The organism is Niveispirillum sp. GW835-FHT14G11, from assembly GCF_058793615.1.
Window position 1 is genome coordinate 15,726 of record NZ_JBXAFZ010000020.1, and the last position, 21,211, is coordinate 36,936.

The window sequence follows — 21,211 nt, forward strand, 5'->3', positions numbered from 1 at the left end:
ACGCCTACCCTTGTCACTCCCCCGGCCGGCGCCCCATGCAGTCCCCACCGCCCCTGTCCCATCTTCTGGTGATCTGGATCGCCGCATCGGTCGCGGTGGCCATCGCAGGACCCTTCGGCACCATCGGCTATCCCTTCGAATTGCGCCTGCCTTATTGGCTGGGCCTGATCGGCATCAACATGCTGAAATGGACCCTGTGGTTCCGTTTCGGGGTGCGGCGCTTCGGCGCGCAGCCGCGCACCATGATGATGCTGGCACTGGTCGGGGTCGGGGTCATCAACCTGCCTTTGCCGGTGGAGGTGATGCTGGCCAACATGGCGGTAGGTGCCAAGGGCGGCATGCATTACGCCGCCGTCTATGCCAGCGCCGCCGCCTTGGGCCTCACCCTGGCGCTGGCTATCGCCGCCCTGAACATGACGCGGCACAAGGCTGGAGCCGATATTCCCGTGCCTGTATCCACGCTGGAACCGGACAGGATCACCGGGGTCGGCGAAACGCCCGGCGATGGCCTGCTGACCCGCGCCGGGGTGATCGATGCCGCACAACTGATGGCGGTGGAGGCGGAGGATCATTACCTGCGCCTGCATCTGGCCGACGGGCGCAAGCCGCTGGTGCTCTACCGGCTGCGCGACGCGCTGGCCGAACTCTCGCATCTGGAAGGCGAGCAGGTGCATCGCGGCCATTGGGTGGCCGCCCGCGCCGTGCAGGGGCTGGAACGCCGCGACGGCCGCAAATGGGCCATCCGGCTGGAATGCGGCCTGCGGGTCCCGGTCAGCGCCACCTTCATGCCCGCCGTCCGCCGGCGCGGCTGGCGGGAACTGGCGGTGTGATCAGCTTTCATTGAAATGACCGCTGCAGGCCGGCGACCGCCGGCCCGGCGCTCGTGCGCCGTGAGCCAAGCCGCCGGAGGCGGCGCCCGGCGCCTGAGGGAACTGAAAAGCCACTCACTCCGCCGCCACCGCCGCCTCGGCCGACAGGTTGAACATGTCCAGCACGGCCCCTTCGCGCGCCGCGAACGCACCGGGCAACGCGCGCCTGGCCTCGCGCTCGATGGCGGCCATGGCAGTATCGTCATGGTCGGGATCATGGTGGAACAGGCACAGCCGCTTGGCCCCGGCCTCGCGCACCAGCTTCACACCCTCGTTCCAGGTGGAATGGCCCCAGCCGACGCGGGTGGCATATTCCTCCTCGGTGTAGGTCGTGTCGTACAGCACGACATCGGCCCCCTCGATTAGGCGCAGGATCTTCTCATCCAGCTTGCCTGCCACATGTTCGGTATCGGTGACATAGCAGAAGACCTTGCCGCCATATTCGATGCGGTAACCCAGGGCCCCGCCCGGATGGTTCAGGTCACCGGTCTTCACCACCAGCCCGGGGCCCAGATCCAGCTGGTCGCCGGCCGCCAGGTTCTGGAAGGCCATCTTGGCGCGCATGGTGGTCAGCGGCACGGGAAACAGCGGCTTTTCCATGCAGCTGGTCAGCACCTCGCCGATGCAATCGCAGCCCGACAGGTCGCGGGCGAAGATGTCCAGGTTGAATTCCGGCCAATAGCCGGGCTCGAAGAAGGGGAAGCCATTGATATGGTCCCAATGCGCATGGCTCAGCAGCAGGGTGGCGTTGCGCACCTTGTCGCGCAGGAAGCGCTTGCCCAGCGCGCGCAAGCCCGTGCCGGCATCCAGGATCAGCGTGCGATCGCCAGCATTGACCTCGATGCAGCTGGTATTGCCGCCATAGGTCAGATGCGAGGCATAGGCGCAGGGGAAGGTGCCGCGCACGCCCCAGAACTTAACCTTGAACTCCATGACATTGCCCCTGGGGCCGGGCAAGCCCGGCCGTTGCTGCCTCCGGTTCCGGCGGACACATTCCGCCAGACGCCCCGAAGGTTCCAGAAAAATAAAGGCAGGCGTGCCGGCGCTCCTGTGACGCGGCACACAGGTCCGGTCACGAATCCGTCATGGCGGGGGTGCATTGGGATATCTTTTCGGCCGGGCGATGCATGACTACCACACCCCTCTCTTCGTGATCGCGGCGACAAGCCGGGATGGCGCGAAAAAGATGATGCAAAATCACCGCCGTATCCGGTGATCCAGCCGCTCGTCATCCAGCCCCGCCGGCTCCTGATGGATGGCGAACTCCGCATTGGGAAACACCGTGCGCAGCTCGCGCTCGATCTCGTCGGTGATGTCATGGGCCTGAGCCAGTGTCAGGTCGGGGTCCAGTTCGAGATGGAACTCGATATGCTGGCCGATGCCGGTGGAACGGGTGCGCAGATCGTGCAGGCCGCGCGTTTGGGCATGGCCGCGCACCACCTCCTTGATCCGGGTCCGCTCCTGGTCGGGCAATTCCCGGTCCATCAGCACGCCCAGCGCCGCGCGCAGGATGCGGGTCGATCCCCAGACCAGGAAGGTGGCGATGGCCAGCGCGAATAACGGGTCCCAATAGGGCCAGCCGGTCCAGGCGGTCAGGCCCAGGGACGCGATGACCGCGGAATTCATCAGCAGGTCGCCGCTGTAATGCATGCTGTCGGCCGCGATCGCCATCGATCCGGTCCGCCGGATCACAAAGCGCTGCATGCCCAGCAGCAGGCCGGTCATGATGATGGCGAACACCATGGTGACGATGCCCAGTTCCGGGCTTTCCACCGGCCGCGGCTCCGCCAGGCGCCCCACCCCTTCATAGGCCAGGAACACGCCCGACCCGGCGACGAAGGCCGCCTGGGCCAGGGCTGCCAGCGGCTCCGCCTTGCCATGGCCGAAACGGTGGGTGCTGTCGGGCGGCTGCAGCGCCTGGGCCACGCCCAGCAGGGTGACGACAGAGGCCAGCAGATCGACCGAACTGTCCATCAGCGAGGACAGGATGGAAACAGCACCCGTCGCCATGTAGGAGGCAAGCTTGGCCGCGATCAGGATCAGGGCCACGGCGACGCTGGCATAGGTGGCCAGTCGCCGGTACCGCTCCGTCGCATCCACCTTGTCCGCCACTGGTCACCATTCCTTATGGGTAAAGCCGGCCCCGGGCCCATTCCCCCTCACCCGCGCGGGTGAACAGGATACGGTCATGCAGCCGGTACTCGCGATCCTGCCAGAATTCCACCCGGTCGGGAATGACGCGAAAGCCGGTCCAGTGCGGCGGGCGCGGCACGATGTCGCCGAACCTGGCCTCCGTGTCACGCACGGCCTGTTCCAGGGTGGCGCGGCTGTCCAGGGGCCGGGACTGCTGGCTGGCCCAGGCGCCGATGCGGCTGCCATGCGGGCGGCTGGCGAAATAGGCATCGGCCTCCCCGTCGCTCACCCGCTCCACCGGCCCCTCGATCCGCACCTGCCGGCGCAGCGACTTCCAGTGAAAGGTCAATGCTGCGAAAGGGCAGGCGTCCAACTGGTCGCCCTTGCGGCTCTGGGTGTTGGTGAAAAAGGTGAAGCCGCGATCATCCAGGCCCTTCAGCAGCAGGATGCGCACCGACGGGCGGCCATCGGCGCCCACGGTGGCCACCGACATGGCGTTGGGATCGTTGATCTCCGCCGTCTCGGCCTCGGCGAACCAGGCCCGGAACTGCGCGAAGGGATCGGTGGCATTTTCCAAGGTCATGGCATTTCTTCGTCATAGTTGCGCCTGAATTGATCTGGAGGATAAGCAGCATGGGTTGTTTGTCCATGCCGTCCCCCGCATGGCACCCGTCCGCAGGCGGAAACGCCCGACGGCGAATGGTTGAAGGGGGAAAGCATGATCCAAGAAAGGTCCTGAAGAATGCTGAGGAAGATCGTTGTCGCCACCGCCCTGGTGGCCCTGCTGGCCGGCTGTCAGAGCACCGGCGGCAACAAGCAGACGGGTGGCGCCGTGATCGGCGGCCTGATGGGTGGCCTGGCCGGCAGCCAGATCGGTGGCGGTTCGGGCAAGCTGTGGGCCACGGGCGCCGGTGCGGTGCTGGGTGCGCTGATCGGGTCGGAAGTGGGCGCCTCGCTGGACAAGGCCGACCGCGCCGCCCTGGAGCGCAACACCTATGCCTCGTTCAATGCGCCGCTGAACCAGCCTATCGTCTGGGACAATCCCAACAATTCCAACCGCGTCATCGTGACGCCGACGCAGGAAGGCCGCCAGGCCGGCACCGGCGCCTATTGCCGCGAATATCAGCAGACGATCATCGTCGGCGGCCGCAGCGAGGAAGCCTTCGGCCGCGCCTGCCAGCAGCCCGACGGCAGCTGGAAGATCGTCAGCTGAACCATTCACAAACACTTCCCCCCGCGCCGGGCATCCCCCGGCGCGGGTTTTTATACGGATGAGTTGTCCGGCGCCTGTCGGGCGGCTTGACCGGGGGCCACCGGGGCGTAGGATGCGGCAGAAGTTTCCTTTTCTTCGCATCTGGTGACCATGCGCGATCCCTACCTTGTCCTCGGCGTGACACGAAGTGCCTCGGCCGACGACATCAAGCAGGCCTTCCGCCGCCTGGCCAAGCAGTACCATCCCGACCTGAACCCCGGCCGCCCCGACATTGAACAGAAGTTCAAGGAGGTCAACGGGGCCTACAGCCTGCTGTCCGACCCGGACAAGCGGGCCCGGTTCGACAAAGGGGAGATCGACGCCGCCGGCAGCGAGCGGCCCGACCGCGGCTTCCGCCGCGCCTGGCAGAATGCCGGCCGCAATGGTGCGGGGGCTGGTGCACGCGGTCCCGGCGGGCGGGCTGGTGCTGGTGAGTCGGGAGACGACCCGTTCGCCGATGATATCTTCAACGATATATTCGGGGCCACCAAGCGCCGCTATTCGGCCGGCAGCGGGGCCGGGGTCAAGGCCAAGGGCAGCGACGTCAACTATTCTGTCTCGGTCAGCTTCGCCGATGCCTGTCTGGGCGCCAAGCGCCGCCTGACCTTGTCCACCGGCAAGACCATCGAGGTCAATATCCCCCCCGGCACCCGCGACCAGACCAAGCTGCGCCTGAAGGGCCAGGGTCTGGCCGGGCTGGGCGGGGCCGGGGCCGGCGACGCCATCGTGGAGGTGCTGGTCGACAACCACCCGCTCTTCACCCGCAAGGATGATGATATCCACCTTGACGTACCGGTAACCTTGCAGGAGGCAGTGCTGGGAGCGGCCATCAAGGTGCCGACCCTGGACGGCCAGGTCGCGGTGAAGGTGCCGGCCGGTGCCAATAGCGGCACCGTCCTGCGCCTCAAGGGCAAGGGCATCCCCAACCCGGAGCGCAAGGTCACGGGCGACCTCTATGTAAAGCTGATGGTGATGCTGCCGGAAAAGCCCGACGCCGAGCTGTCGAGCTTCATCGAGCGCTGGGCCAAGGGCAAGGATTACGACGTGCGGCGCAAGTTGGGGGTGTGAGCTTTACGCGCACTTGGGCATCATATTGAAATTGCTTATATATACACTCCCCTATCTCGCCTCCCCGGCGAAGGCCGGGGCCCAGGGGCCACAAGGAAAACCTCCTCCCAGCGGCGTTGATCAACGCCGCTGAAAGGTCGGGCCTGTGATCCTGGGCCCCGGCCTTCGCCGGGGAGGCGGGAAGGGGCATCTCTGTCGATCAATTCCGACAGCCCCTTCCCAACCCCCAATCACTTCTTGTCTTCCGCCTTCTCCATGGCGGCGTCCGCCTTGTCGCGCAGATCTTCCACGGCCTCGCCGGCCTTGTCGCGCGCATCCTCCAGCTTCTCGCCGGCCTTCTCGGTGGCATCGTCGATCTTCTCGCCGGCGCGCTCCGCCGGGCCCTTGTTGTCACACGCCGTCAGCGCCAGCGGGGTGGCCAGCAGCAGGGCGGCCAGGGCGGTATTGCGCAGAATATCCTTATGCATGATGTCTCTCCGTCTCATTGTGCCACGCGGGGGTCACTCCTGATGGGTGACCTTCGACGGCAAAACAGGATAGGGGCACGAAGGTTCCATGCGCGCACCGGGTTGCTGGCAAACGGAACCGAAAAGCCACGCCCGGTGGCTAAGTTCCCGCACCACCGCGCCCGCCCGCTTCTGCTGTTGCGCTGATTTCCGGATGCGCTGTATTCCATGATCATCCGTCGAACCGTGCCGAGAGAGAGAGCCGGGAGCGGGTGGATGGAAAACGGACTGGATCAAGGCGCGCATGTCGGTGAATGGACAGGTCCCGGTCGATCAGGCGCTGGCAGCCTATATCCGCTTCTTCCAGGAACTGCGCCCGGAAACCCTGGCGCGGCTGGACCGGTTGGTCGTGCCGGATGTGTATTTCAAGAATCCGTTCAATGAGTTCCGGTCCCGCGATCGCATGAAGTCGGTATTCACCGGCTTGTTCGAAATGCTGGAACAGCCGCGCTTCATCGTGCGCGACCATGCCGTTTCCGAACAGACGGCGTATCTGCGCTGGGGCTTCGTCTTCCGCCGCAGGGGCCAGCCGCGACCCAGCACGATCGAGGGCATGTCGGAGGTACGTTTCGACTTGGCGGGCCACGTCACCAGCCATGTCGATCATTGGGATGCCGGCCGCGAATTCTATGAAGAGCTGCCGATCCTGGGCTGGGTCCTGCGCAAGATCAGGTCCCACATGGCGGAATAACGCTTGCGGCAGGGCGGCTGAATGCCTACCTCCGTAACCGCTTGCGCCCATTTGCCCGGGAACCGATCCATGTCCCTGCCCATCGTCCGCACCGTCGCCGACCTGCGCGCCCAGGTCTCCGCTTGGCGGGCCCAGGGTCTGCGCGTGGCCCTGGTTCCCACCATGGGCGCCCTGCATGACGGGCACCTGACCCTGGTGCGCCGGGGTCGCGCGCTGGCCGACCGGGTGATCGCCACCATCTTCGTGAACCCCACCCAGTTCGGCCCCAACGAGGATTTCGCCCGCTATCCGCGCGACGAGGCCGGCGACGCCGCCAAGCTGGCGGGGGCCGGCTGCGACCTGCTGTTCACGCCCAATGTGGCGGTGATGTATCCGGAAGGCTTCGCCACCAGCATCGATGTCGGCCCCGTCACCAGCCGCTGGGAGGGCGCCTTCCGCCCCGGCCATTTCCAGGGCGTGGCGACGGTGGTGACCAAGCTGCTGCTCCAGGCCGGCGCGGATGTCGCCTGCTTCGGGGAAAAGGATTATCAGCAGCTCTGCACTATCCGCCAGCTGGTCCGCGACCTGGATATCCCCGTCACCATCGACGGTGTGGCGACCGTGCGCGAGGCCGATGGCCTGGCGCTGTCCTCGCGCAACGCCTATCTGTCGCCAGACCAGCGGCAGGTGGCCGCACAGCTGAACCGGGTGATGCGTACCGCCATCGACCGGCTGCGGGCCGGCGGGGCGGTGGAAACCGTGCTGGCCGACGGCACCGCCGCCCTGCTGGCGGCGGGCTTCACGGCGGTGGATTACCTGGCCCTGGTCGATGCCGCGACCCTGGAACCCCTGGCCGCGCCCGGCCCCGGTCGCCTGATCTGCACCGCCCGCCTGGGGGCTGTGCGGCTGCTGGACAACATGGCGGTGTGATGACTTCACAATATGCCAAAACTGGCATATTATGGGGGCCATGGACACAGCCGACGGCTTGAAGCCGCTGCATTGGATCGGATCGTCGCTGCGGGACCTGCGGAATTTCCCCGATGCCGTGAAGCGCGACATGGGTTCGGCCCTGCTGCTGGCCCAGAAGGGCGGCAAGGCGGAAAGCGTGAAGCCGCTCAAGGGTTTCGGCGGGGCCGGCGTGCTGGAGATCGTGGAAGACCATGATGGCGACACCTATCGCGCCGTCTACACTGTCCGTTTCGCGAAGGCCGTCTATGTGCTTCACGCCTTCCAGAAGAAATCGAAACGGGGGGCGCAGACACCCCGGCACGATATGGAACTGGTCCATTCCCGTCTGGCACTGGCCGAAGAACGCCATCGGCACAGCATGAAAGCGCGTTGAACATGGACGAGATCACCCAAGGCGGACCGAACATCTTCGCGGATCTGGGCCTACCCGATCCTGAACAGGATCTGGTAAAGGCCAATCTTTGCCATGCCGTGGCCGGCATCATCCAGGCCCGCGGCCTGACGCAGAAGGAAGCCGCGACGCTGCTGGGCACCGATCAGGCCAAGATATCCGCCCTGTTGCGCGGGCGGATCAGCGGCTTCTCCACCGACCGCCTGCTGCGGTTCCTGTCCCTGCTGGGCCACAATGTGACCATCGCGGTGGATCGCCGCACGGTGGATCAGGCTGCCGTCACTGTGGCGATGGTGTGAAAAGGGGCGGACCTGACGGCCCGCCCCCCCGATCACCACACGCCAATGTTCGCCATGCTGGTCCAGGGCTCGGCCGGGGGCAAGGCCCCGCCCTTCTGCAACAGCTCGATCGAGATATTGTCCGGTGAGCGGACGAAAGCCATGCGGCCGTCGCGCGGCGGGCGGTTGATGGTGACGCCCTTGTCCAGCAGCGACTGGCAGGTGGCGTAGATATCATCCACCTCGAACGCCAGATGGCCGAAATTGCGCCCGCCCGTATAGACCTCCGGGTCCCAGTTATAGGTCAGCTCGATCTCGGCCTCCGGGTTCTCCGCAGCCGCCAGATAGACCAGGGTGAAGCGGCCGGCCGCATGCTCGCTGCGGCGGGTCTCATTCAGACCCAGCTTGTCGCGGTAGAAATCCAGCGACTGTTCCAGGTCGGTCACGCGGACCATGGTATGCAGGTACTTCATCGTTTGGTGTCCATGGGTTGGCGGAAATCGGATCGCCCTAACATGGGGCCAGGCGGCGCCATATCCCAGCCCCGGCATGCATTTACACACATACGCACCCGCATAATTGGTATGAAAGTTCGATTGCAATGCAGCATGATCCGTGTTGGCATGGATGTTAGCGGTTCGAAACAATAATCATTTCCAATATTTCCGACGCCACCCCTTGACGGGCAGGGGATGGATGCGGGTGGAGTGTGGATGACGAATGATCCGGTCATTCATGTATGGGTCCTGACAGCGACGGCCCTGGTCTTCGCTATGCAGTTGGGATTCTGCCTGCTGGAGGTCGGGTTCGTCCGGGCCAAGAACTCCATCAATGTCGCCATCAAGAACGTGATGGATTTCTGCATCGCCGGCTTCCTGTTCTGGCTGTTCGGCTATGCCCTGATGTTCGGGCCCAGCTGGCTGGGCCTGATCGGCGTCGGCGGCTTCATGCCGGACCATCTGGATGCCGCCACGCCGCTGGTCTTCATCCTGTTCCAGATGATGTTCTGCGGCACGGCCACCACCATCGTCTCGGGGGCCGTGGCCGAACGCATGGGCTATGGCAGCTACATCATCGTCTCTGCGGTACTCTCGGCGCTGATCTATCCCATCTTCGGCCATTGGGCCTGGGGCAGCATGGCGGGACCGGCCAGCCAGGGCTGGCTGTCCGCGATGGGCTTCATCGATTTCGCCGGTTCCACCGTTGTGCATTCGGTGGGCGGCTGGCTGTCGCTGGCGGCGGTGCTGGTCATCGGGCCGCGCACGGGCCGGTTTGATCCCGGCGTGCGGGCCTTGGGCAGCAACAACCTGACCATGGCGGCATCGGGCGTACTGGTCCTCTGGTTCGGCTGGCTGGGCTTCAATGGCGGGTCAGTGCTGGGCGACCTGGACAAGGCGCCAGGCGTGCTGCTGAATACCGTGGTGGCGGGTTGTGCCGGCGGGCTGGCCGGGCACTTCCTGTCCGTGCTGATGGAGCCCAAGCCGCGGGTCGAACATTTCCTCAACGGCATCCTGGGCGGGCTGGTTGGTATCACCGCCGGCGCCCTGGTGGTGGGCACGGGCTCGGCGGCGCTGATCGGCGCCATCGCCGGCATCATCGTCATCGCCGGCGGCGCCCTGATGGACCGGCTGAAGATCGACGATGCCGTGGGGGCTGTGCCCGTGCATCTGTTCGCCGGCATCTGGGGCACCCTGTCGGTGGCGCTGTTCGGCGACGTCACCCTGTTCGGCACCGGGCTCGGCCGCTGGGAACAGCTGGGGGTGCAGGCGCTGGGCGTCGTGGCCTGCGGCGCCTTCACCTTCGGCAGCGGCTATGTCGGACTGCGCGTCATCAACCGGGTCTTCCCGCTGCGCATTGATGTGGAGGCGGAGCGCCTGGGCCTGAACGTGGCGGAGCATGGCGCCACCTCCCCCATGCTGGATCTGGCGGCGGAGATGGAGCGCCACCGGCAGGAGGGCAATTTCGACCGGCCCGTGCATGTGGAGCCGCAGTCGGATGTCGAACTGATCGCCGCCCAGTATAACCGCGTCATCGACCGGGTGACCTCGGAGATCCAGCGCCATTCCCTGCTGCTGGAGGAACTGGGCAAGGCCAAGGTGGAGGCCGACAATTCCAACCTGGCCAAGTCGCAGTTTCTGGCCACCATGAGCCATGAGCTGCGCACGCCGCTGAACGCCGTCATCGGCTTTTCCCAGCTGATCGCCGACCAGGCCTATGGCCCCATCGACGATCATTATGTGGAACATGCCCGCGACATTCATGATGGCGGCAAGCATCTGCTGGCCCTGGTCAACGATGTGCTGGATTTCTCCAGGCTGGAGGCCGGCAAGTTCCAGTTGAGCGAACAGCCGCTGGACCTGCCCCGTGTGATGCGCGGCGTGCACCGGCTGATGCTGGCGCTGGCCGAAAGCAACAGTTTGGGCCTGACGCTGGAGGTGGATGCCGGTCTGCCGGCCCTGATGGCCGACGAACGCGCCATCCGCCAAATTCTGATCAATCTGGTTGGCAACGCCGTGAAGTTCACGCCGGCCGGCGGCAAGGTCCGCATGGTGGCGACCCTGGAACCCGACCGTCGCCTGTGCCTGACCGTGGCCGATACCGGCATCGGCATGGACCCGGCCCTGGTGTCCCGGGCGCTGGAACCCTTCACGCAGCTGGAAGGCGGCCTGGCCAAGGGCCATGGCGGCTCCGGCCTGGGCCTGTCGCTGGTCAACGCCCTGGTGCGGCTGCATGAGGGGACGCTGGTCATCCAGACAGCACCCGACAAGGGCACCGCCGTCTGCATCCGCTTCCCCATCGCCCGCACCATGGAGGCGGCGACGGTGGAGCGCAAGGTCGGCTGAGCGTCGACCTCATCCCCGCTCCACCCGCCCGGCATAGCAACCGCGCCTTGCCAGATGCACATGCAGATAGGCCACGTCCGGCAGGTCCAGGTACCGCCGAAACAGCGCGTCGGCCGCCCTGCCCTCCACGACATCGGCATCGACGATCATATCGTCCCCGTCATAGGCGCGGACCGACAGGATGCGCTTCTCCATCATCAAGGGCACGGTATCCGTCGCCACCACGGTCTCCGCCGCCCCCTCCGTCACGAAGATCGGCCCTTCGGCGCGATAGGGGCCGGTGGATGGCTGGTGCTGATAGGACAGCAGCAGGACCGGGGTTCCCGCCGGCACATCGGCCAGGGTGACACGGCAGGGATAAAGCCCATCATCGGGCGCCACCATGCGGCGAACACCCTGGGCGGCCAGCGCCGCTTCATCCAGGCCGAACAACGGGGCGAAGGGGGCGGATTGCAGGCCGGTGACGCGATAGGCCATGGGGAAACTCCATCGGGGATGTGTCTGACGGCCCAACCCTGCCATCCTCCCACCCCGCCCCGCGACCCGGTTCTTGCGGTTACAGCAACCACCGCCCCTCCGCCCAGCGCAAGGCCCACAGCGCCGGCCGCCCCAGGGTCCAGCGCCCGGCCCAGGTCGCCAGCGCCTCGCCATTGCCCAGATCCACGAACAGGGGCGGGCCATGGCGCGGTGCCTTGCGCGGCACCAGGTCGGTGGCCAGGGCCTGCAGGTTATAGCCCAGCACACCCCAGCCGGCATGACGGCCGCCGGCCGGACGCACCCCCTCCCCCACCGCCAACCCGTGGTCCAGCCCGGCCACGCGCAGCTTCTCATCCGTGCGCAGGCACCCGTCGCCATCGACATCCAGGCCGCTGGTCCGCAGCCAGGCGGGGCCGGCAGCACCCGTGGCATTCAGAAACAGGTCGAAGGCCACCCGGTCGCCACCGGTCAGCACCGCCTCATTCCCTTCCACCGCCGCCACCGGGGCCATTTCCTGCAGGATGGCGCCATGGGCCGCCAGACATTCCAGCAGCCGCACCCCGGCCCGCGCCGGCAGGCCGGTCAGCAGCCGGCCGCGCGCCAGGATGGTGATGGAAACATGCCCGCCCCGCCGGGCCGCCAGTGCGATGATGGAAAGGGCCAGGCTCACCGCTTCCACCCCGCCGCCGGCGATGGTCAGCGCCACCACCCGGCCCGGATGCTGGTCGAACCGCGCCTCCAGTGCAGCGCGCAGGTCCAGCAGCCGCGACAGCGGCCGCGTGGCGAAGCAGCGGGCATGGCCGGCCGTACCGGCCAGCGGCCGCGTGCCGGCATCGGGCGCGATGGACAGAATGTCGAAACCGACCGGCTCCCCCTCATGCCGATGCACCAGCCCGGCCTTCAGCTCCAGGCCCAGCACGTTATCATCAATGAAGGAAACCCCGGCGTCGCGGGCCATGGTGCCCGCATCCAGGCGGGCAATGGCGGGATCGATGCGGCCGGACAGGACGGGCGGCAGGGCTTCCGCCCAGATCTGCGGTGCCGGCGCCAGCAGGGTCACCCCATGCCCGCGCACCGCCAGGGCGGACAGGCGTTTCAGCAGGGGTGGCCGCGCATGGCCACCGCCCAGAAGCAGGATGCGCCGTCCAGCCCTCACCCGGCGGCCTTCGCCACCGCGGCACCCTCCGTCGGATCGCGCAGCACATAGCCGCGGCCCCAGACGGTCTCGATATAATTCTCGCCCTCGGTGGCATTGGTCAGCTTCTTGCGCAGCTTGCAGACGAACACGTCGATGATCTTCAGCTCCGGTTCATCCATGCCGCCATAGAGATGGTTCAAGAACATCTCCTTGGTCAGCGTCGTGCCCTTGCGCAGCGACAGCAGCTCCAGGATGCCATATTCCTTGCCGGTCAGGTGCAAAGGCGCGCCTTCCACCGTGGCACTCTTGGCATCCAGGTTGACGGTCAGCTTGCCGGTGCGGATGACGCTTTCCGAATGGCCCTTGGACCGGCGGATGATGGCCTGGACGCGGGCGATCAGCTCGCGCTTGTCGAACGGCTTGGTCAGGTAATCGTCGGCGCCGAAGCCCAGGCCCTTGATCTTGTTGTCCAGGTCCGACAGGCCCGACAGGATCAGGATGGGCGTGTTAACGCGCGAGGCGCGCAGGCGGCGCAGCACCTCGTACCCGTCCATGTCGGGCAGCATCAGGTCCAGGATGATGATATCGTAATCATAGAGCTTGCCGATCTCCAGCCCATCCTCACCCAGGCTGGTGGCATCCACGATGTAGCCGCCTTCGGCGGACAGCATCAGCTGGATGCTTTTCTGCATGGCGGCATCGTCTTCGACAAGCAGGACGCGCATGACAAGTTCCTCGGGCTTCAATGGGCAGTACCCATCTAAGGCAGATAGGTTAACAGAGCCTCTACGGATATGCTATCCGACCATCGGCAATGCTAGGGGTATAGGCATGTCCATTGGTATGTGTCGGGTAGTTCGGGCACAATCATGCCGAGGATTTGGAGCCGGCCATGCTTGACCATGATCAGTTGCTGCAAGAGATCAGCGGGTTGCCGTCCTATGCCGTATTCGGGCGCGTCACCTCCGTGCTGGGCATGATGGTGGAGGTGGGCGGGGTGGAGCGCCGGCTGTCCATCGGCGGGCGCTGCCGGGTCATCACGCGCGGCGGCAAGTCCGTGCCGTGCGAGGTTGTGGGCTTCCGCAGCGGCCGGGCGCTGTTGATGCCCTTCGGCACGCTGGACGATATCGGCCTGGGCTGCCGGGCGGAGGTGGCGGAGGGCCAGGCCTCGATCTATCCGACCCAGGCCTGGCTGGGCCGGGTCATCAACGCGCTGGGCCAGCCCATCGACGGCAAGGGCCCCCTGCCCCAGGGTGAGACGCCGATCCTGATCAAGGCCAGCCCGCCCCCGGCCCATACCCGCAAGCGGGTGGGGGGCAAGATGGATCTGGGGGTGAAATCCATCAACACCTTCCTGTCCTGCTGCCGCGGCCAGCGCATGGGCATCTTCGCCGGGTCCGGCGTGGGCAAGTCGGTGCTGATGTCGATGCTGGCCAAATATACCGAGGCCAATATCAGCGTCATCGGCCTGATCGGCGAACGCGGGCGCGAGGTGCAGGAATTCCTGGAGCACGACCTGGGGCCCGAGGGTATCGCCCGCTCCGTGGTCATCGTGGCGACATCGGACGAGCCGCCCTTGATGCGCCGTCAGGCCGCCTACATGACCTTCGCCGTGTCGGAATTCTTCCGCGACCAGGACCAGGACGTTTTGTGCCTGATGGACAGCGTCACCCGATTCGCCATGGCCCAGCGCGAGATCGGCCTGTCGGCCGGGGAGCCGCCCACCACCAAGGGCTATCCCCCCACCGTCTTCGCCGAACTGCCGCGCCTGCTGGAACGCGCCGGCCCCGGCACGGGCAAGGGCACGATCAGCGGTCTGTTCACCGTGCTGGTGGAAGGCGGCGATATGGAGGAACCCATCGCCGACGCCGTCCGCGGTATCCTGGACGGCCATATCGTCATGGAACGCCGCATCGGCGAGCGCGGGCGCTATCCCGCCATCAACATCCTGCGCTCGGTCAGCCGCACCATGCCCGGCTGCAACACACCGGAGCAGAACGCCCTGGTCGGCAAGGCGCGGCGCCTGATGTCGGCCTATTCGGATATGGAGGAGATGATCCGCCTGGGCGCCTATCGCAAGGGCAACGACCCGCAGGTGGACGAAGCCATCCATTACAACCCGGCCATCGAGGCCTTCCTGCGCCAGAACAAGGGGGAGCGCAGCACGCTTGAGCAAGGTTACGCCGAACTGGCGGCCATCCTGGGTGGGGCCGGCTGATGCAGGACCTGAAGCCGCTGATCCGCCTGAACCAGCGCGAGGTCGATCAGCGCCGCCGCGTGCTGGTGCAGTTGCAGGAGGCGCTGGCCAAACTGCTGGAGGAGCGCGCGGCCTTCGAACGCCAGGTGCTGAATGAGCGCGACCTGGCCGCCACCGACCTGATGCTGGCCCGCTCCTATCCCGCCTTCGCCAAGCGCGCCGAGATGATGCGCGAGCAGTACGAACGCCGCGCCGCGACCCTGCGCCTGGAGGCCGAGCGGGCGGAGGAGGCGGTGGCCGAGGCGTTCCGCGAGCTGAAGAAATTCGAACAGGTCCAGGAGCAGCGCGACCAGGCCGCCAAGGCCGCCCGCAAATACCGCGAAACCCAGATGTTCGACGAAGTCGCCTCCATCCGCTTCTCCCGCCAGCAGGGCGCGGCGGAAGAAACGGATGGGGAGACGTAGGGGGACCCCGGCAGTTGCCTTTTCTCGCCTCCCCGGCGCAGGCCGGGGCCCAGGGGCCACAGGGGCCAAACCTCTATGCAGCGTCACTCAACGCGGTTGAAACGTTGGGCCCGTGATCCTGGGCCCCGGCTTGTCGCCGGGGAGGCGAAATAAGCGATTTCAAGAGGTTGAGATAGCCCTCCCAACGCTTAATCCCCCCCTCACGCCCACCCTTTCGCCGCCTCCTCCAGCTGGTCGATCGCCGTCGACCAGCCATCATAGAAGCCCATCTCGGCATGGCTGGTCGCCCCGGCCGCGTCCAGGTGCATGGCACGCGCCGTATAGCGGGTACCGCCCAGATGGTCCTCGAAGGTGATGTCGGCGGTGAAGGCCAGGAAGCCCGGCGTCACGGGCCGGAACCCTGGCGCCATGGTGTTGGTGAAGACCAGCCGCTTGCCTTCCTCGATCAGCAGGAAGATGCCGGGATTGTCGGACACGCCGCCATCGGGCCCTTCCATGCGGGTATAGAATTCCCCGCCGGCCCGCAGGTCCATGCGGACCTCCACCGTCTGCCAGGGGCGCGGGCACCACCATTGCTTCAAATGCTCCGGGCTGGTCCAGGCCTTCCACACCAGGGCGCGCGGCACGTCCAGGATGCGGGTGATGCCAAGGTCGCGGTCGGCGACCAGCACCCGTTGTTCCAGCCGCGCCAGGGTCTGGTTCCCGCCGGCCTCCGCACCCATCTTGCGCTTCTCGGCCAGATCCTCCGCACTTTGCAGGATCATGGTTAGCGTCACCTGGGTCTTGCCCGCCGCCACTTCCTCCAGCCGGATGGATGAATTGAACAGGCAATGGTCGGGATCGTCGCCGCCATGCTCGTACTCCAGCAGCGCCGGCGCCTGCACGGTGCGATAACGGATCCAGTTCTCGAAATCCTGACCCCATCCATGCATCGTGTAGCGCCAGGTACCCCCCACCCGCACATCCATCTCATGGACCGTCGTGGAGAACCCGTCCGGCCCCCAGAAGAAGGGCACATGGCGGGGATCGGTCAGCACCTTCCACACCAGCGCGCGGGGCGCGTTCAGGGTGCGGGTGATCACCATGCTGCGATCGGCAGGCGGCGGTGTATGGATCATGGCTGCTGTTCCTCCTGTTGTTTCAATATCTGCAAATAGGCATCCAGCCGGTCGAACCTTGCTTCCCACACCGCCCGCTGCCGGGCGATCCATTCGCTGGCCGCATCCATGGCATGGGGTTCCAACCGGCAGGTCCGCACCCGTCCCACCTTCTCCGTCCGGATCAGGCCGCAGCTTTCCAGCATCGCCAAGTGCTGCATCAGGCTGGGCAGCGCCATGGGCATGGGCTTGGCCAGTTCCCCGACACTGGCCGGCCCCTCGGCCAGCCGCTCCAGCACCGCCCGGCGCGACGGATCGGCCAGGGCCAGGAACATGCGATCGAGATTGGGGGGGGCGGATTGAATGTTAGGCATGAGCCTAAGTATCAGGACGTGAGAACTGTGGCAAGCAGATAGTTCGGTAAAGACCTAAGTATTTGACCGACGCGTCGGCCCTCCCGACCCTATCGCCTTCCCGGCGACAAGCCGGGACCCAGGGGCCACAGGGCAAACCTCAACGCAGCCTCGACCAACGCTGTGGCACGGTCGGGCGCTTGGCCCCTGGGTCCCGGCTTGTCGCCGGGAAGGCGGGAAGATGGGAAGTAAGGAAGCGGGAGCAAGGGCGTCCCACCCACAACCATGGAATATTTTCCTATTCCATGCTACGCTCCAGGTCTGCCCTCCCAGACCCGGAGCCCCCCATGACCATCGCCACCCACCCCGCCTCCCTCGCCGGCCTCAGCCTGAAACAGCGCCAGGCGGCCATCCGCCGCGCCATGGAAGCGGCCGAGGACCCGTCCACGATCAAGCCCTATTCCGGGGCCGCCCCCTACAAGGGTCGCCTGCTCGACGGATATAATGCCCGCAAGCTGGATGAGGTCACCTGGGCCAAGATCGCCTTCCATCTCGCCGCCGGCGTGCCCATCATCAAGATCGCCGAACATTACAAGCTGTCGCGCACCACCATCTGGCGGGCCTTGTCGCAATCACCCAACCTGCGCCGCCGCGTGGCGGAGGAGCGTGCCCTGCTGCGGCGCGAGGCCGATAGCCGCTTCGTGGCCATGCGCGAGATCGTGGTGGATACGCTCTACCAGGCCGTCGCCGACGGCAATATGCGCGCCACCCTGTGGATGGCCGACCGGCTGGGCCTGGGCCAGGAACTGCTGCAACAGGCCGAAAAACCGCCCAAGCCCGGCTATGCCCGCATCCCCCAGACCTGGTTCCCCACCCCGGAAAAGGCAGCCTCCATCATCGCCGACCTCGACGCCCGGCCCGACCAGCCCCGCCCCCTGCCGGTGATGGAGGAATCGCCCGCATTCGAGCCCCGGCCCCGGCCCAGCCTATCCAATGCATCGCCTTCCCGGCGAAAGCCGGGACCCAGGGGCCACACGCCCGACCTCTCCCCCGCCGACAGCGGGGCCGACAACGACCCCCTGGCGCCCAACCTCGACGGGCCGGCACCGGAGACCGTGGAGATCGCCCTCCATCCCGAACCCTCGCCCTTTGCAAACCTCCTGCCCGACCCGGTCCCGCATCTGCACCCGATCGATGCCGATCCGATGGGCGACAGTTCCGACCCGCATCCGGACGCCCCACCCGCCCTGCGCCAGCACCCCCGCGCCAAGGTCAAGGCATCGGCACCCCCCATCCCCCGCGACCCGACCGCCCGCCCCGCCGACCAGGGCATCCGCCGCGGCCCGTCCTGGGCGGCACCGCGCATGCTGGCCTGGATTCTGCACAACACCCAGCCCGTCGCCGACGGTATCGACAATGCCCCCGGCCTCTCCGCCGCCCGCTGGGTCGCCCGATCCCGCTGGCTCACCTGGGGCGACAAGCCCATGGATCTGTGAGCGACGGACTCCCGGACGCAAACCGGATTTGTTGGGAAACAACCTGAATGTTCACCCCCCCTGAACTGGCTTCTATCGCCTCCCCGGCGAAAGCCGGGGCCCAGGGGCCACAAGATCAACCGTCAACGCTGCCTGGATGAAAGCTGCCAAAAGGTTCGGCCTGTGATCCTGGGTCCCGGCCTTCGCCGGGAAGGCGATGAAGGAAATTCACCGATGAGCCACAACACCCCCATGCGACACACCCCAAAGAACGTTGCACAATGTTTCACAGGGTTAACGCCCACAATTCCCATGGCTCCACCGCCCGCCGCGATGTACCCCACATGACGGTCCCTCCCACCCATGGTCCCGCCCCATGACCTTCCTGATCCTCACCATCTTCGTGCTGGTCTATCTGGGCATGGCTGTGGGCCGGTTCCCCGGCTTGCAGATCGACCGCACCGGCATTGCCCTGCTGGGCGCCGTCGTGCTGGCCCTGGCCGGGGCCATGCCGGCCGACGCGCTGGGGGCGGCTATCGATTACCCGACTTTGTTCATCCTGCTGGGCCTGATGATCCTGTCGGCACAGTTCGAACTGGCGGGATTCTATGGCTGGAGTGCCGTCCGGCTGGCGCAGGCGGCTTACAGCCCCACCGCATTGCTGGCCCTGGTGGTGGCGGTGGGCGGGGCCTTGTCGGCCGTGCTGGCCAATGATGTCGTGGTCTTCGCCATGACGCCGCTGCTCTGTGCCGGCCTGACGGCACGGGGTCTGGATGCGCGGCCCTATCTGATCGCGCTGGCCGGGGCCGCCAATGCCGGGTCGGCCGCCACCATCATCGGCAATCCGCAGAACATCCTGATCGGACAGTTGGGCGGGCTCGACTTCTGGCCGTTCCTGGCCGCCTGCCTGATGCCGGCCTTGCTGGGCATGGGGTGCGTCTTCGCCACCGTCACCCTGGTCTGGCGCGGGCGCCTTGAAATCCCCGATGCCCCGCCCCTGCCGCTCGCCCCGCCCGACCTGGACCTCTGGCACCTGAAAAAGGCCCTGTTGGCCACCTTGATGCTGCTGATCTTCTTCGCCACGCCGCTGCCGCAGGAGGAAGGGGTGCTGGCCGTGGCCGCCGCCATGCTGGTCAGCCGCCGCTTCGCCAGCCGGCGCATGCTGGGGTTGGTGGACTGGCACCTGCTGGTGCTGTTCGCGGCTTTGTTCGTGGTGACGGCAGCCTTGGCCCGTACCGGCATTCCGGGGGAGATGGTGGCGGCCCTGGCCGCCGGCGGCTGGCCCATCGACCGTCTGTCGGTGCTGGCGCCCTTGTCGCTGGCCGCCAGCAATAGTATCGGCAATGTGCCCGCCGTGCTGCTGCTGATGCAGGTCTGGCCCAGCCCGCCCGATGGTGCGCTCTACGCCCTGGCCATACTGTCCACCCTGTCGGGCAACCTGCTGCTGCTGGGCAGCCTCGCCAACCTGATCGTGGTGGAACGCGCCGCGGCCAGCGGCGTGACCCTGGGCTTCTGGGAACATGCCAAATGCGGCGTGCCGATGACCCTGGCGTCGCTGGCGCTGGCCATGGGCTGGCTGTGGGCAATGGGGTATGCGGGGTGGTAGCACCTCTGCCCGTCAACCCGGCGAAAGCCGGGACCCAGGGGTCACATGACCAAACCTCGAAGCTGCCTTGCTTAAAGCTGCCGCAAGGTCGCGCACTGGGCCCCTGGGTCCCGGCTTCCGCCGGGATGACGAAAAGGGAAATGACGAAACTACGCCGCCTTGGCACCCACCACGCTGTCGAACAGGTCCTGCACCGTCTCGCGCTTCAGGTCCTTGACGATGAAGACGATGCGGCTGCTCTGGTCGGCGGTGGGCCAAGCGTCCAACTGCACCGGCGGGTGGAACAGGTGCTGGACGCCATGGATGACGATGGGGCGCTCCGCCTCCTCGACATTCAACAGCCCCTTCACGCGCAGGATATTGTCGCCCTGCGCCTTGGCCACCGTCTCGAAGAAGGTGACCAGCCCGTCCCAGGGCAGCGGCTTGTCCGACCGGATCACGAAGGACGTGATCTTGTCATTGTGGCGGTTCACATCATGGTGATGGTGGCCATGGGCGTGGTCATGCCCATGGTCGTGATCGCAGTGCCCATGATCATGGTCGCAATGGGCGTGGTCGTGATCATCGCCATGCGCGTGATGGTCGTGCCCGTGCTCATGCTCATGCTCATGGTGGCAATGGCCATGGTCGTGGTCGCAATGGGCATGGTCATGATCATGGTGATGATCATCCCCGCCCTCATAGGCTTCCGCCTTCAGCCAGCGCTGCACGTCCAGCGACTTGGTATTGGGATTGTACAGGCCGGCATCGAACAGCAGCACCGGCAGACCCTGGTCCTTCTGCGCATCGACATGGACCGCACCGGGGTTAAGGTCATGCAGGCGGCGGCGCAGCGCCTCCACTTGGGCGGGTTCGGCCAGATCGGTCTTGGTCAGGACCACACGGTCGGCCACGGCGGCCTGCTTCAGGCTTTCCTCATGCTCGTCCAGCTGGCCCATGCCATGGACGCTGTCGATGGTGGTGACCACCCCATCCAGGCGGAAGCGCGACGCGATCAGCGGATCGGTCATCAGCGTGTGCAAGATGGGGGCGGGGTCGGCCAGGCCCGTGGTCTCGATCACCACCCGGTCGAATTCCGGAATGTCGCCGCGCATGCGCTTCATGTACAGGTCGCGCAGCGTATCCGCCAGGTCGGACCGGATGGTGCAGCACAAGCAGCCGCTATCCATCAGCACCATGTTCTCGTCCGACTGCTCGACCAGCAGATGGTCCAGCCCGACCTCGCCAAATTCATTGATGACGACGGCGGTGCGCACCATGGAAGGATCGCGGATCAGGCGCGACAGCAAGGTGGTCTTGCCACTGCCCAGAAACCCGGTCAGGACGGAGATGGGCAGACGGGGCGGCGGGCTGGGCGGGGTCGGTTGCGTGGACAAGGAAGCATCCTCAGGCATGAAAATGGTAGGGCCGGGTCTCCCGGCA

General features: G+C 66.3%; 23 protein-coding genes. 12 read left to right on the plus strand and 11 right to left on the minus strand.

Going from position 1 to position 21,211, the window contains the following annotated elements:
• Nucleotides 1-35: 35 nt before the first annotated feature.
• Nucleotides 36-830: a LytTR family DNA-binding domain-containing protein gene (locus tag AC1Q7F_RS27480; protein ID WP_492511750.1), complete on the plus strand. Its 795-nt coding sequence runs from the start codon at nucleotides 36-38 to the stop codon at nucleotides 828-830.
• 114 nt (nucleotides 831-944) lie between these two features.
• On the opposite strand, the gene AC1Q7F_RS27485 is transcribed toward AC1Q7F_RS27480, so the two are convergent.
• The 3 genes from AC1Q7F_RS27485 to pdxH form a co-directional block, all read right to left on the minus strand.
• On the minus strand, nucleotides 945-1,802 hold the full coding sequence (locus AC1Q7F_RS27485) for an MBL fold metallo-hydrolase (RefSeq protein WP_492511751.1): 858 nt from the start codon (nucleotides 1,800-1,802) through the stop codon (nucleotides 945-947).
• Between the two features lie 264 nt (nucleotides 1,803-2,066).
• Complete coding sequence (locus AC1Q7F_RS27490) at nucleotides 2,067-2,981, minus strand: cation diffusion facilitator family transporter (protein ID WP_492511752.1); 915 nt, start codon at nucleotides 2,979-2,981, stop codon at nucleotides 2,067-2,069.
• Between the two features lie 13 nt (nucleotides 2,982-2,994).
• Complete coding sequence (gene pdxH / locus AC1Q7F_RS27495; protein WP_492511753.1) at nucleotides 2,995-3,585, minus strand: pyridoxamine 5'-phosphate oxidase; 591 nt, start codon at nucleotides 3,583-3,585, stop codon at nucleotides 2,995-2,997.
• A gap of 159 nt (nucleotides 3,586-3,744) precedes the next feature.
• Here pdxH and AC1Q7F_RS27500 point away from each other — a divergent pair, with 159 nt between their 5' ends.
• Nucleotides 3,745-4,215 carry an RT0821/Lpp0805 family surface protein gene (locus AC1Q7F_RS27500; RefSeq protein ID WP_492511754.1) on the plus strand — a complete coding sequence of 157 codons (471 nt, stop codon included), beginning with the start codon at nucleotides 3,745-3,747 and terminating at the stop codon, nucleotides 4,213-4,215.
• Between the two features lie 150 nt (nucleotides 4,216-4,365).
• Nucleotides 4,366-5,322 carry a DnaJ C-terminal domain-containing protein gene (locus AC1Q7F_RS27505; protein WP_492511755.1) on the plus strand — a complete coding sequence of 319 codons (957 nt, stop codon included), beginning with the start codon at nucleotides 4,366-4,368 and terminating at the stop codon, nucleotides 5,320-5,322.
• Nucleotides 5,323-5,552: 230 nt separating this feature from the next.
• Here AC1Q7F_RS27505 and AC1Q7F_RS27510 read toward each other — a convergent pair whose 3' ends face one another.
• Nucleotides 5,553-5,789, minus strand: a complete 237-nt coding sequence (locus AC1Q7F_RS27510; RefSeq protein WP_492511756.1) for a hypothetical protein — start codon at nucleotides 5,787-5,789, stop codon at nucleotides 5,553-5,555.
• Between the two features lie 283 nt (nucleotides 5,790-6,072).
• Between AC1Q7F_RS27510 and AC1Q7F_RS27515 the strand changes: the two genes are divergently transcribed.
• The 4 genes from AC1Q7F_RS27515 (at nucleotide 6,073) to AC1Q7F_RS27530 (ending at nucleotide 8,160) form a co-directional block, all read left to right on the plus strand.
• Nucleotides 6,073-6,519, plus strand: a complete 447-nt coding sequence (locus AC1Q7F_RS27515; protein WP_492511757.1) for a nuclear transport factor 2 family protein — start codon at nucleotides 6,073-6,075, stop codon at nucleotides 6,517-6,519.
• Between the two features lie 69 nt (nucleotides 6,520-6,588).
• Complete coding sequence (gene panC / locus AC1Q7F_RS27520; RefSeq protein WP_492511758.1) at nucleotides 6,589-7,428, plus strand: pantoate--beta-alanine ligase; 840 nt, start codon at nucleotides 6,589-6,591, stop codon at nucleotides 7,426-7,428.
• Between the two features lie 40 nt (nucleotides 7,429-7,468).
• Entirely contained in the window at nucleotides 7,469-7,843 is a 375-nt protein-coding gene (locus AC1Q7F_RS27525) for a type II toxin-antitoxin system RelE/ParE family toxin (RefSeq protein WP_492511759.1), read from the plus strand.
• A gap of 2 nt (nucleotides 7,844-7,845) precedes the next feature.
• Nucleotides 7,846-8,160: a helix-turn-helix domain-containing protein gene (locus AC1Q7F_RS27530; RefSeq protein WP_492511760.1), complete on the plus strand. Its 315-nt coding sequence runs from the start codon at nucleotides 7,846-7,848 to the stop codon at nucleotides 8,158-8,160.
• Nucleotides 8,161-8,192: 32 nt separating this feature from the next.
• On the opposite strand, the gene AC1Q7F_RS27535 is transcribed toward AC1Q7F_RS27530, so the two are convergent.
• Nucleotides 8,193-8,612 carry a VOC family protein gene (locus AC1Q7F_RS27535; protein WP_492511761.1) on the minus strand — a complete coding sequence of 140 codons (420 nt, stop codon included), beginning with the start codon at nucleotides 8,610-8,612 and terminating at the stop codon, nucleotides 8,193-8,195.
• A 240-nt stretch (nucleotides 8,613-8,852) separates the two neighbouring features.
• Here AC1Q7F_RS27535 and amt point away from each other — a divergent pair, with 240 nt between their 5' ends.
• Nucleotides 8,853-10,982 (plus strand): ammonium transporter, encoded by a 2,130-nt coding sequence (amt, locus tag AC1Q7F_RS27540; protein WP_492511762.1) that lies wholly within the window; start codon nucleotides 8,853-8,855, stop codon nucleotides 10,980-10,982.
• A gap of 9 nt (nucleotides 10,983-10,991) precedes the next feature.
• Here amt and AC1Q7F_RS27545 read toward each other — a convergent pair whose 3' ends face one another.
• From AC1Q7F_RS27545 to ctrA, 3 genes are all read right to left on the minus strand, one after another.
• Complete coding sequence (locus tag AC1Q7F_RS27545) at nucleotides 10,992-11,459, minus strand: DUF1203 domain-containing protein (RefSeq protein ID WP_492511763.1); 468 nt, start codon at nucleotides 11,457-11,459, stop codon at nucleotides 10,992-10,994.
• A gap of 79 nt (nucleotides 11,460-11,538) precedes the next feature.
• A complete protein-coding gene (locus tag AC1Q7F_RS27550) occupies nucleotides 11,539-12,615 on the minus strand; it encodes an NAD(P)/FAD-dependent oxidoreductase (RefSeq protein WP_492511764.1) in 1,077 nt (358 codons plus the stop codon).
• On the minus strand, nucleotides 12,612-13,322 hold the full coding sequence (gene ctrA, locus AC1Q7F_RS27555; protein WP_492511765.1) for a response regulator transcription factor CtrA: 711 nt from the start codon (nucleotides 13,320-13,322) through the stop codon (nucleotides 12,612-12,614). The genes AC1Q7F_RS27550 and ctrA overlap by 4 nt, the downstream gene beginning before the upstream one ends.
• A gap of 167 nt (nucleotides 13,323-13,489) precedes the next feature.
• On the opposite strand from ctrA, the gene fliI reads away from it, so the two are divergent.
• Nucleotides 13,490-14,815 (plus strand): flagellar protein export ATPase FliI, encoded by a 1,326-nt coding sequence (fliI, locus tag AC1Q7F_RS27560; RefSeq protein WP_492511766.1) that lies wholly within the window; start codon nucleotides 13,490-13,492, stop codon nucleotides 14,813-14,815.
• Nucleotides 14,815-15,258, plus strand: a complete 444-nt coding sequence (locus AC1Q7F_RS27565) for a flagellar FliJ family protein (RefSeq protein ID WP_492511767.1) — start codon at nucleotides 14,815-14,817, stop codon at nucleotides 15,256-15,258. The genes fliI and AC1Q7F_RS27565 overlap by 1 nt, the downstream gene beginning before the upstream one ends.
• Nucleotides 15,259-15,458: 200 nt before the next feature.
• Here the strand turns inward: AC1Q7F_RS27565 and AC1Q7F_RS27570 are convergent, their stop codons facing one another.
• Both AC1Q7F_RS27570 and AC1Q7F_RS27575 read right to left on the minus strand, forming a co-directional pair.
• Nucleotides 15,459-16,376: an SRPBCC domain-containing protein gene (locus AC1Q7F_RS27570; RefSeq protein ID WP_492511768.1), complete on the minus strand. Its 918-nt coding sequence runs from the start codon at nucleotides 16,374-16,376 to the stop codon at nucleotides 15,459-15,461.
• Nucleotides 16,373-16,729, minus strand: coding sequence for an ArsR/SmtB family transcription factor (locus AC1Q7F_RS27575; protein WP_492511769.1), 357 nt, complete (start codon nucleotides 16,727-16,729; stop codon nucleotides 16,373-16,375). The genes AC1Q7F_RS27570 and AC1Q7F_RS27575 overlap by 4 nt, the downstream gene beginning before the upstream one ends.
• 326 nt (nucleotides 16,730-17,055) lie before the next feature.
• On the opposite strand from AC1Q7F_RS27575, the gene AC1Q7F_RS27580 reads away from it, so the two are divergent.
• Together AC1Q7F_RS27580 and AC1Q7F_RS27585 are read left to right on the plus strand one after the other, a co-directional pair.
• Nucleotides 17,056-18,204, plus strand: a complete 1,149-nt coding sequence (locus tag AC1Q7F_RS27580) for a hypothetical protein (RefSeq protein WP_492511770.1) — start codon at nucleotides 17,056-17,058, stop codon at nucleotides 18,202-18,204.
• Nucleotides 18,205-18,559: 355 nt separating this feature from the next.
• Complete coding sequence (locus AC1Q7F_RS27585) at nucleotides 18,560-19,789, plus strand: SLC13 family permease (RefSeq protein ID WP_492511771.1); 1,230 nt, start codon at nucleotides 18,560-18,562, stop codon at nucleotides 19,787-19,789.
• Between the two features lie 149 nt (nucleotides 19,790-19,938).
• Here AC1Q7F_RS27585 and AC1Q7F_RS27590 read toward each other — a convergent pair whose 3' ends face one another.
• Nucleotides 19,939-21,165 (minus strand): CobW family GTP-binding protein, encoded by a 1,227-nt coding sequence (locus AC1Q7F_RS27590; protein WP_492511772.1) that lies wholly within the window; start codon nucleotides 21,163-21,165, stop codon nucleotides 19,939-19,941.
• Nucleotides 21,166-21,211 lie beyond the last annotated feature (46 nt).

Excerpts from the sequence above, each read along its gene's own strand:
- AC1Q7F_RS27480 (WP_492511750.1), top strand. The coding sequence starts at position 36 with ATGCAGTCCCCACCGCCCCTGTCCCATCTTCTGGTGATCTGGATCGCC.
- AC1Q7F_RS27485 (WP_492511751.1), bottom strand. The coding sequence starts at position 1,802 with ATGGAGTTCAAGGTTAAGTTCTGGGGCGTGCGCGGCACCTTCCCCTGC.
- pdxH (WP_492511753.1), bottom strand. The coding sequence starts at position 3,585 with ATGACCTTGGAAAATGCCACCGATCCCTTCGCGCAGTTCCGGGCCTGG.
- AC1Q7F_RS27500 (WP_492511754.1), top strand. The coding sequence starts at position 3,745 with ATGCTGAGGAAGATCGTTGTCGCCACCGCCCTGGTGGCCCTGCTGGCC.
- AC1Q7F_RS27505 (WP_492511755.1), top strand. The coding sequence starts at position 4,366 with ATGCGCGATCCCTACCTTGTCCTCGGCGTGACACGAAGTGCCTCGGCC.
- AC1Q7F_RS27510 (WP_492511756.1), bottom strand. The coding sequence starts at position 5,789 with ATGCATAAGGATATTCTGCGCAATACCGCCCTGGCCGCCCTGCTGCTG.
- AC1Q7F_RS27515 (WP_492511757.1), top strand. The coding sequence starts at position 6,073 with ATGTCGGTGAATGGACAGGTCCCGGTCGATCAGGCGCTGGCAGCCTAT.
- panC (WP_492511758.1), top strand. The coding sequence starts at position 6,589 with ATGTCCCTGCCCATCGTCCGCACCGTCGCCGACCTGCGCGCCCAGGTC.
- AC1Q7F_RS27525 (WP_492511759.1), top strand. The coding sequence starts at position 7,469 with ATGGACACAGCCGACGGCTTGAAGCCGCTGCATTGGATCGGATCGTCG.
- AC1Q7F_RS27530 (WP_492511760.1), top strand. The coding sequence starts at position 7,846 with ATGGACGAGATCACCCAAGGCGGACCGAACATCTTCGCGGATCTGGGC.
- AC1Q7F_RS27535 (WP_492511761.1), bottom strand. The coding sequence starts at position 8,612 with ATGAAGTACCTGCATACCATGGTCCGCGTGACCGACCTGGAACAGTCG.
- amt (WP_492511762.1), top strand. The coding sequence starts at position 8,853 with ATGACGAATGATCCGGTCATTCATGTATGGGTCCTGACAGCGACGGCC.
- AC1Q7F_RS27545 (WP_492511763.1), bottom strand. The coding sequence starts at position 11,459 with ATGGCCTATCGCGTCACCGGCCTGCAATCCGCCCCCTTCGCCCCGTTG.
- ctrA (WP_492511765.1), bottom strand. The coding sequence starts at position 13,322 with ATGCGCGTCCTGCTTGTCGAAGACGATGCCGCCATGCAGAAAAGCATC.
- fliI (WP_492511766.1), top strand. The coding sequence starts at position 13,490 with ATGCTTGACCATGATCAGTTGCTGCAAGAGATCAGCGGGTTGCCGTCC.
- AC1Q7F_RS27565 (WP_492511767.1), top strand. The coding sequence starts at position 14,815 with ATGCAGGACCTGAAGCCGCTGATCCGCCTGAACCAGCGCGAGGTCGAT.
- AC1Q7F_RS27570 (WP_492511768.1), bottom strand. The coding sequence starts at position 16,376 with ATGATCCATACACCGCCGCCTGCCGATCGCAGCATGGTGATCACCCGC.
- AC1Q7F_RS27575 (WP_492511769.1), bottom strand. The coding sequence starts at position 16,729 with ATGCCTAACATTCAATCCGCCCCCCCCAATCTCGATCGCATGTTCCTG.
- AC1Q7F_RS27580 (WP_492511770.1), top strand. The coding sequence starts at position 17,056 with ATGACCATCGCCACCCACCCCGCCTCCCTCGCCGGCCTCAGCCTGAAA.
- AC1Q7F_RS27585 (WP_492511771.1), top strand. The coding sequence starts at position 18,560 with ATGACCTTCCTGATCCTCACCATCTTCGTGCTGGTCTATCTGGGCATG.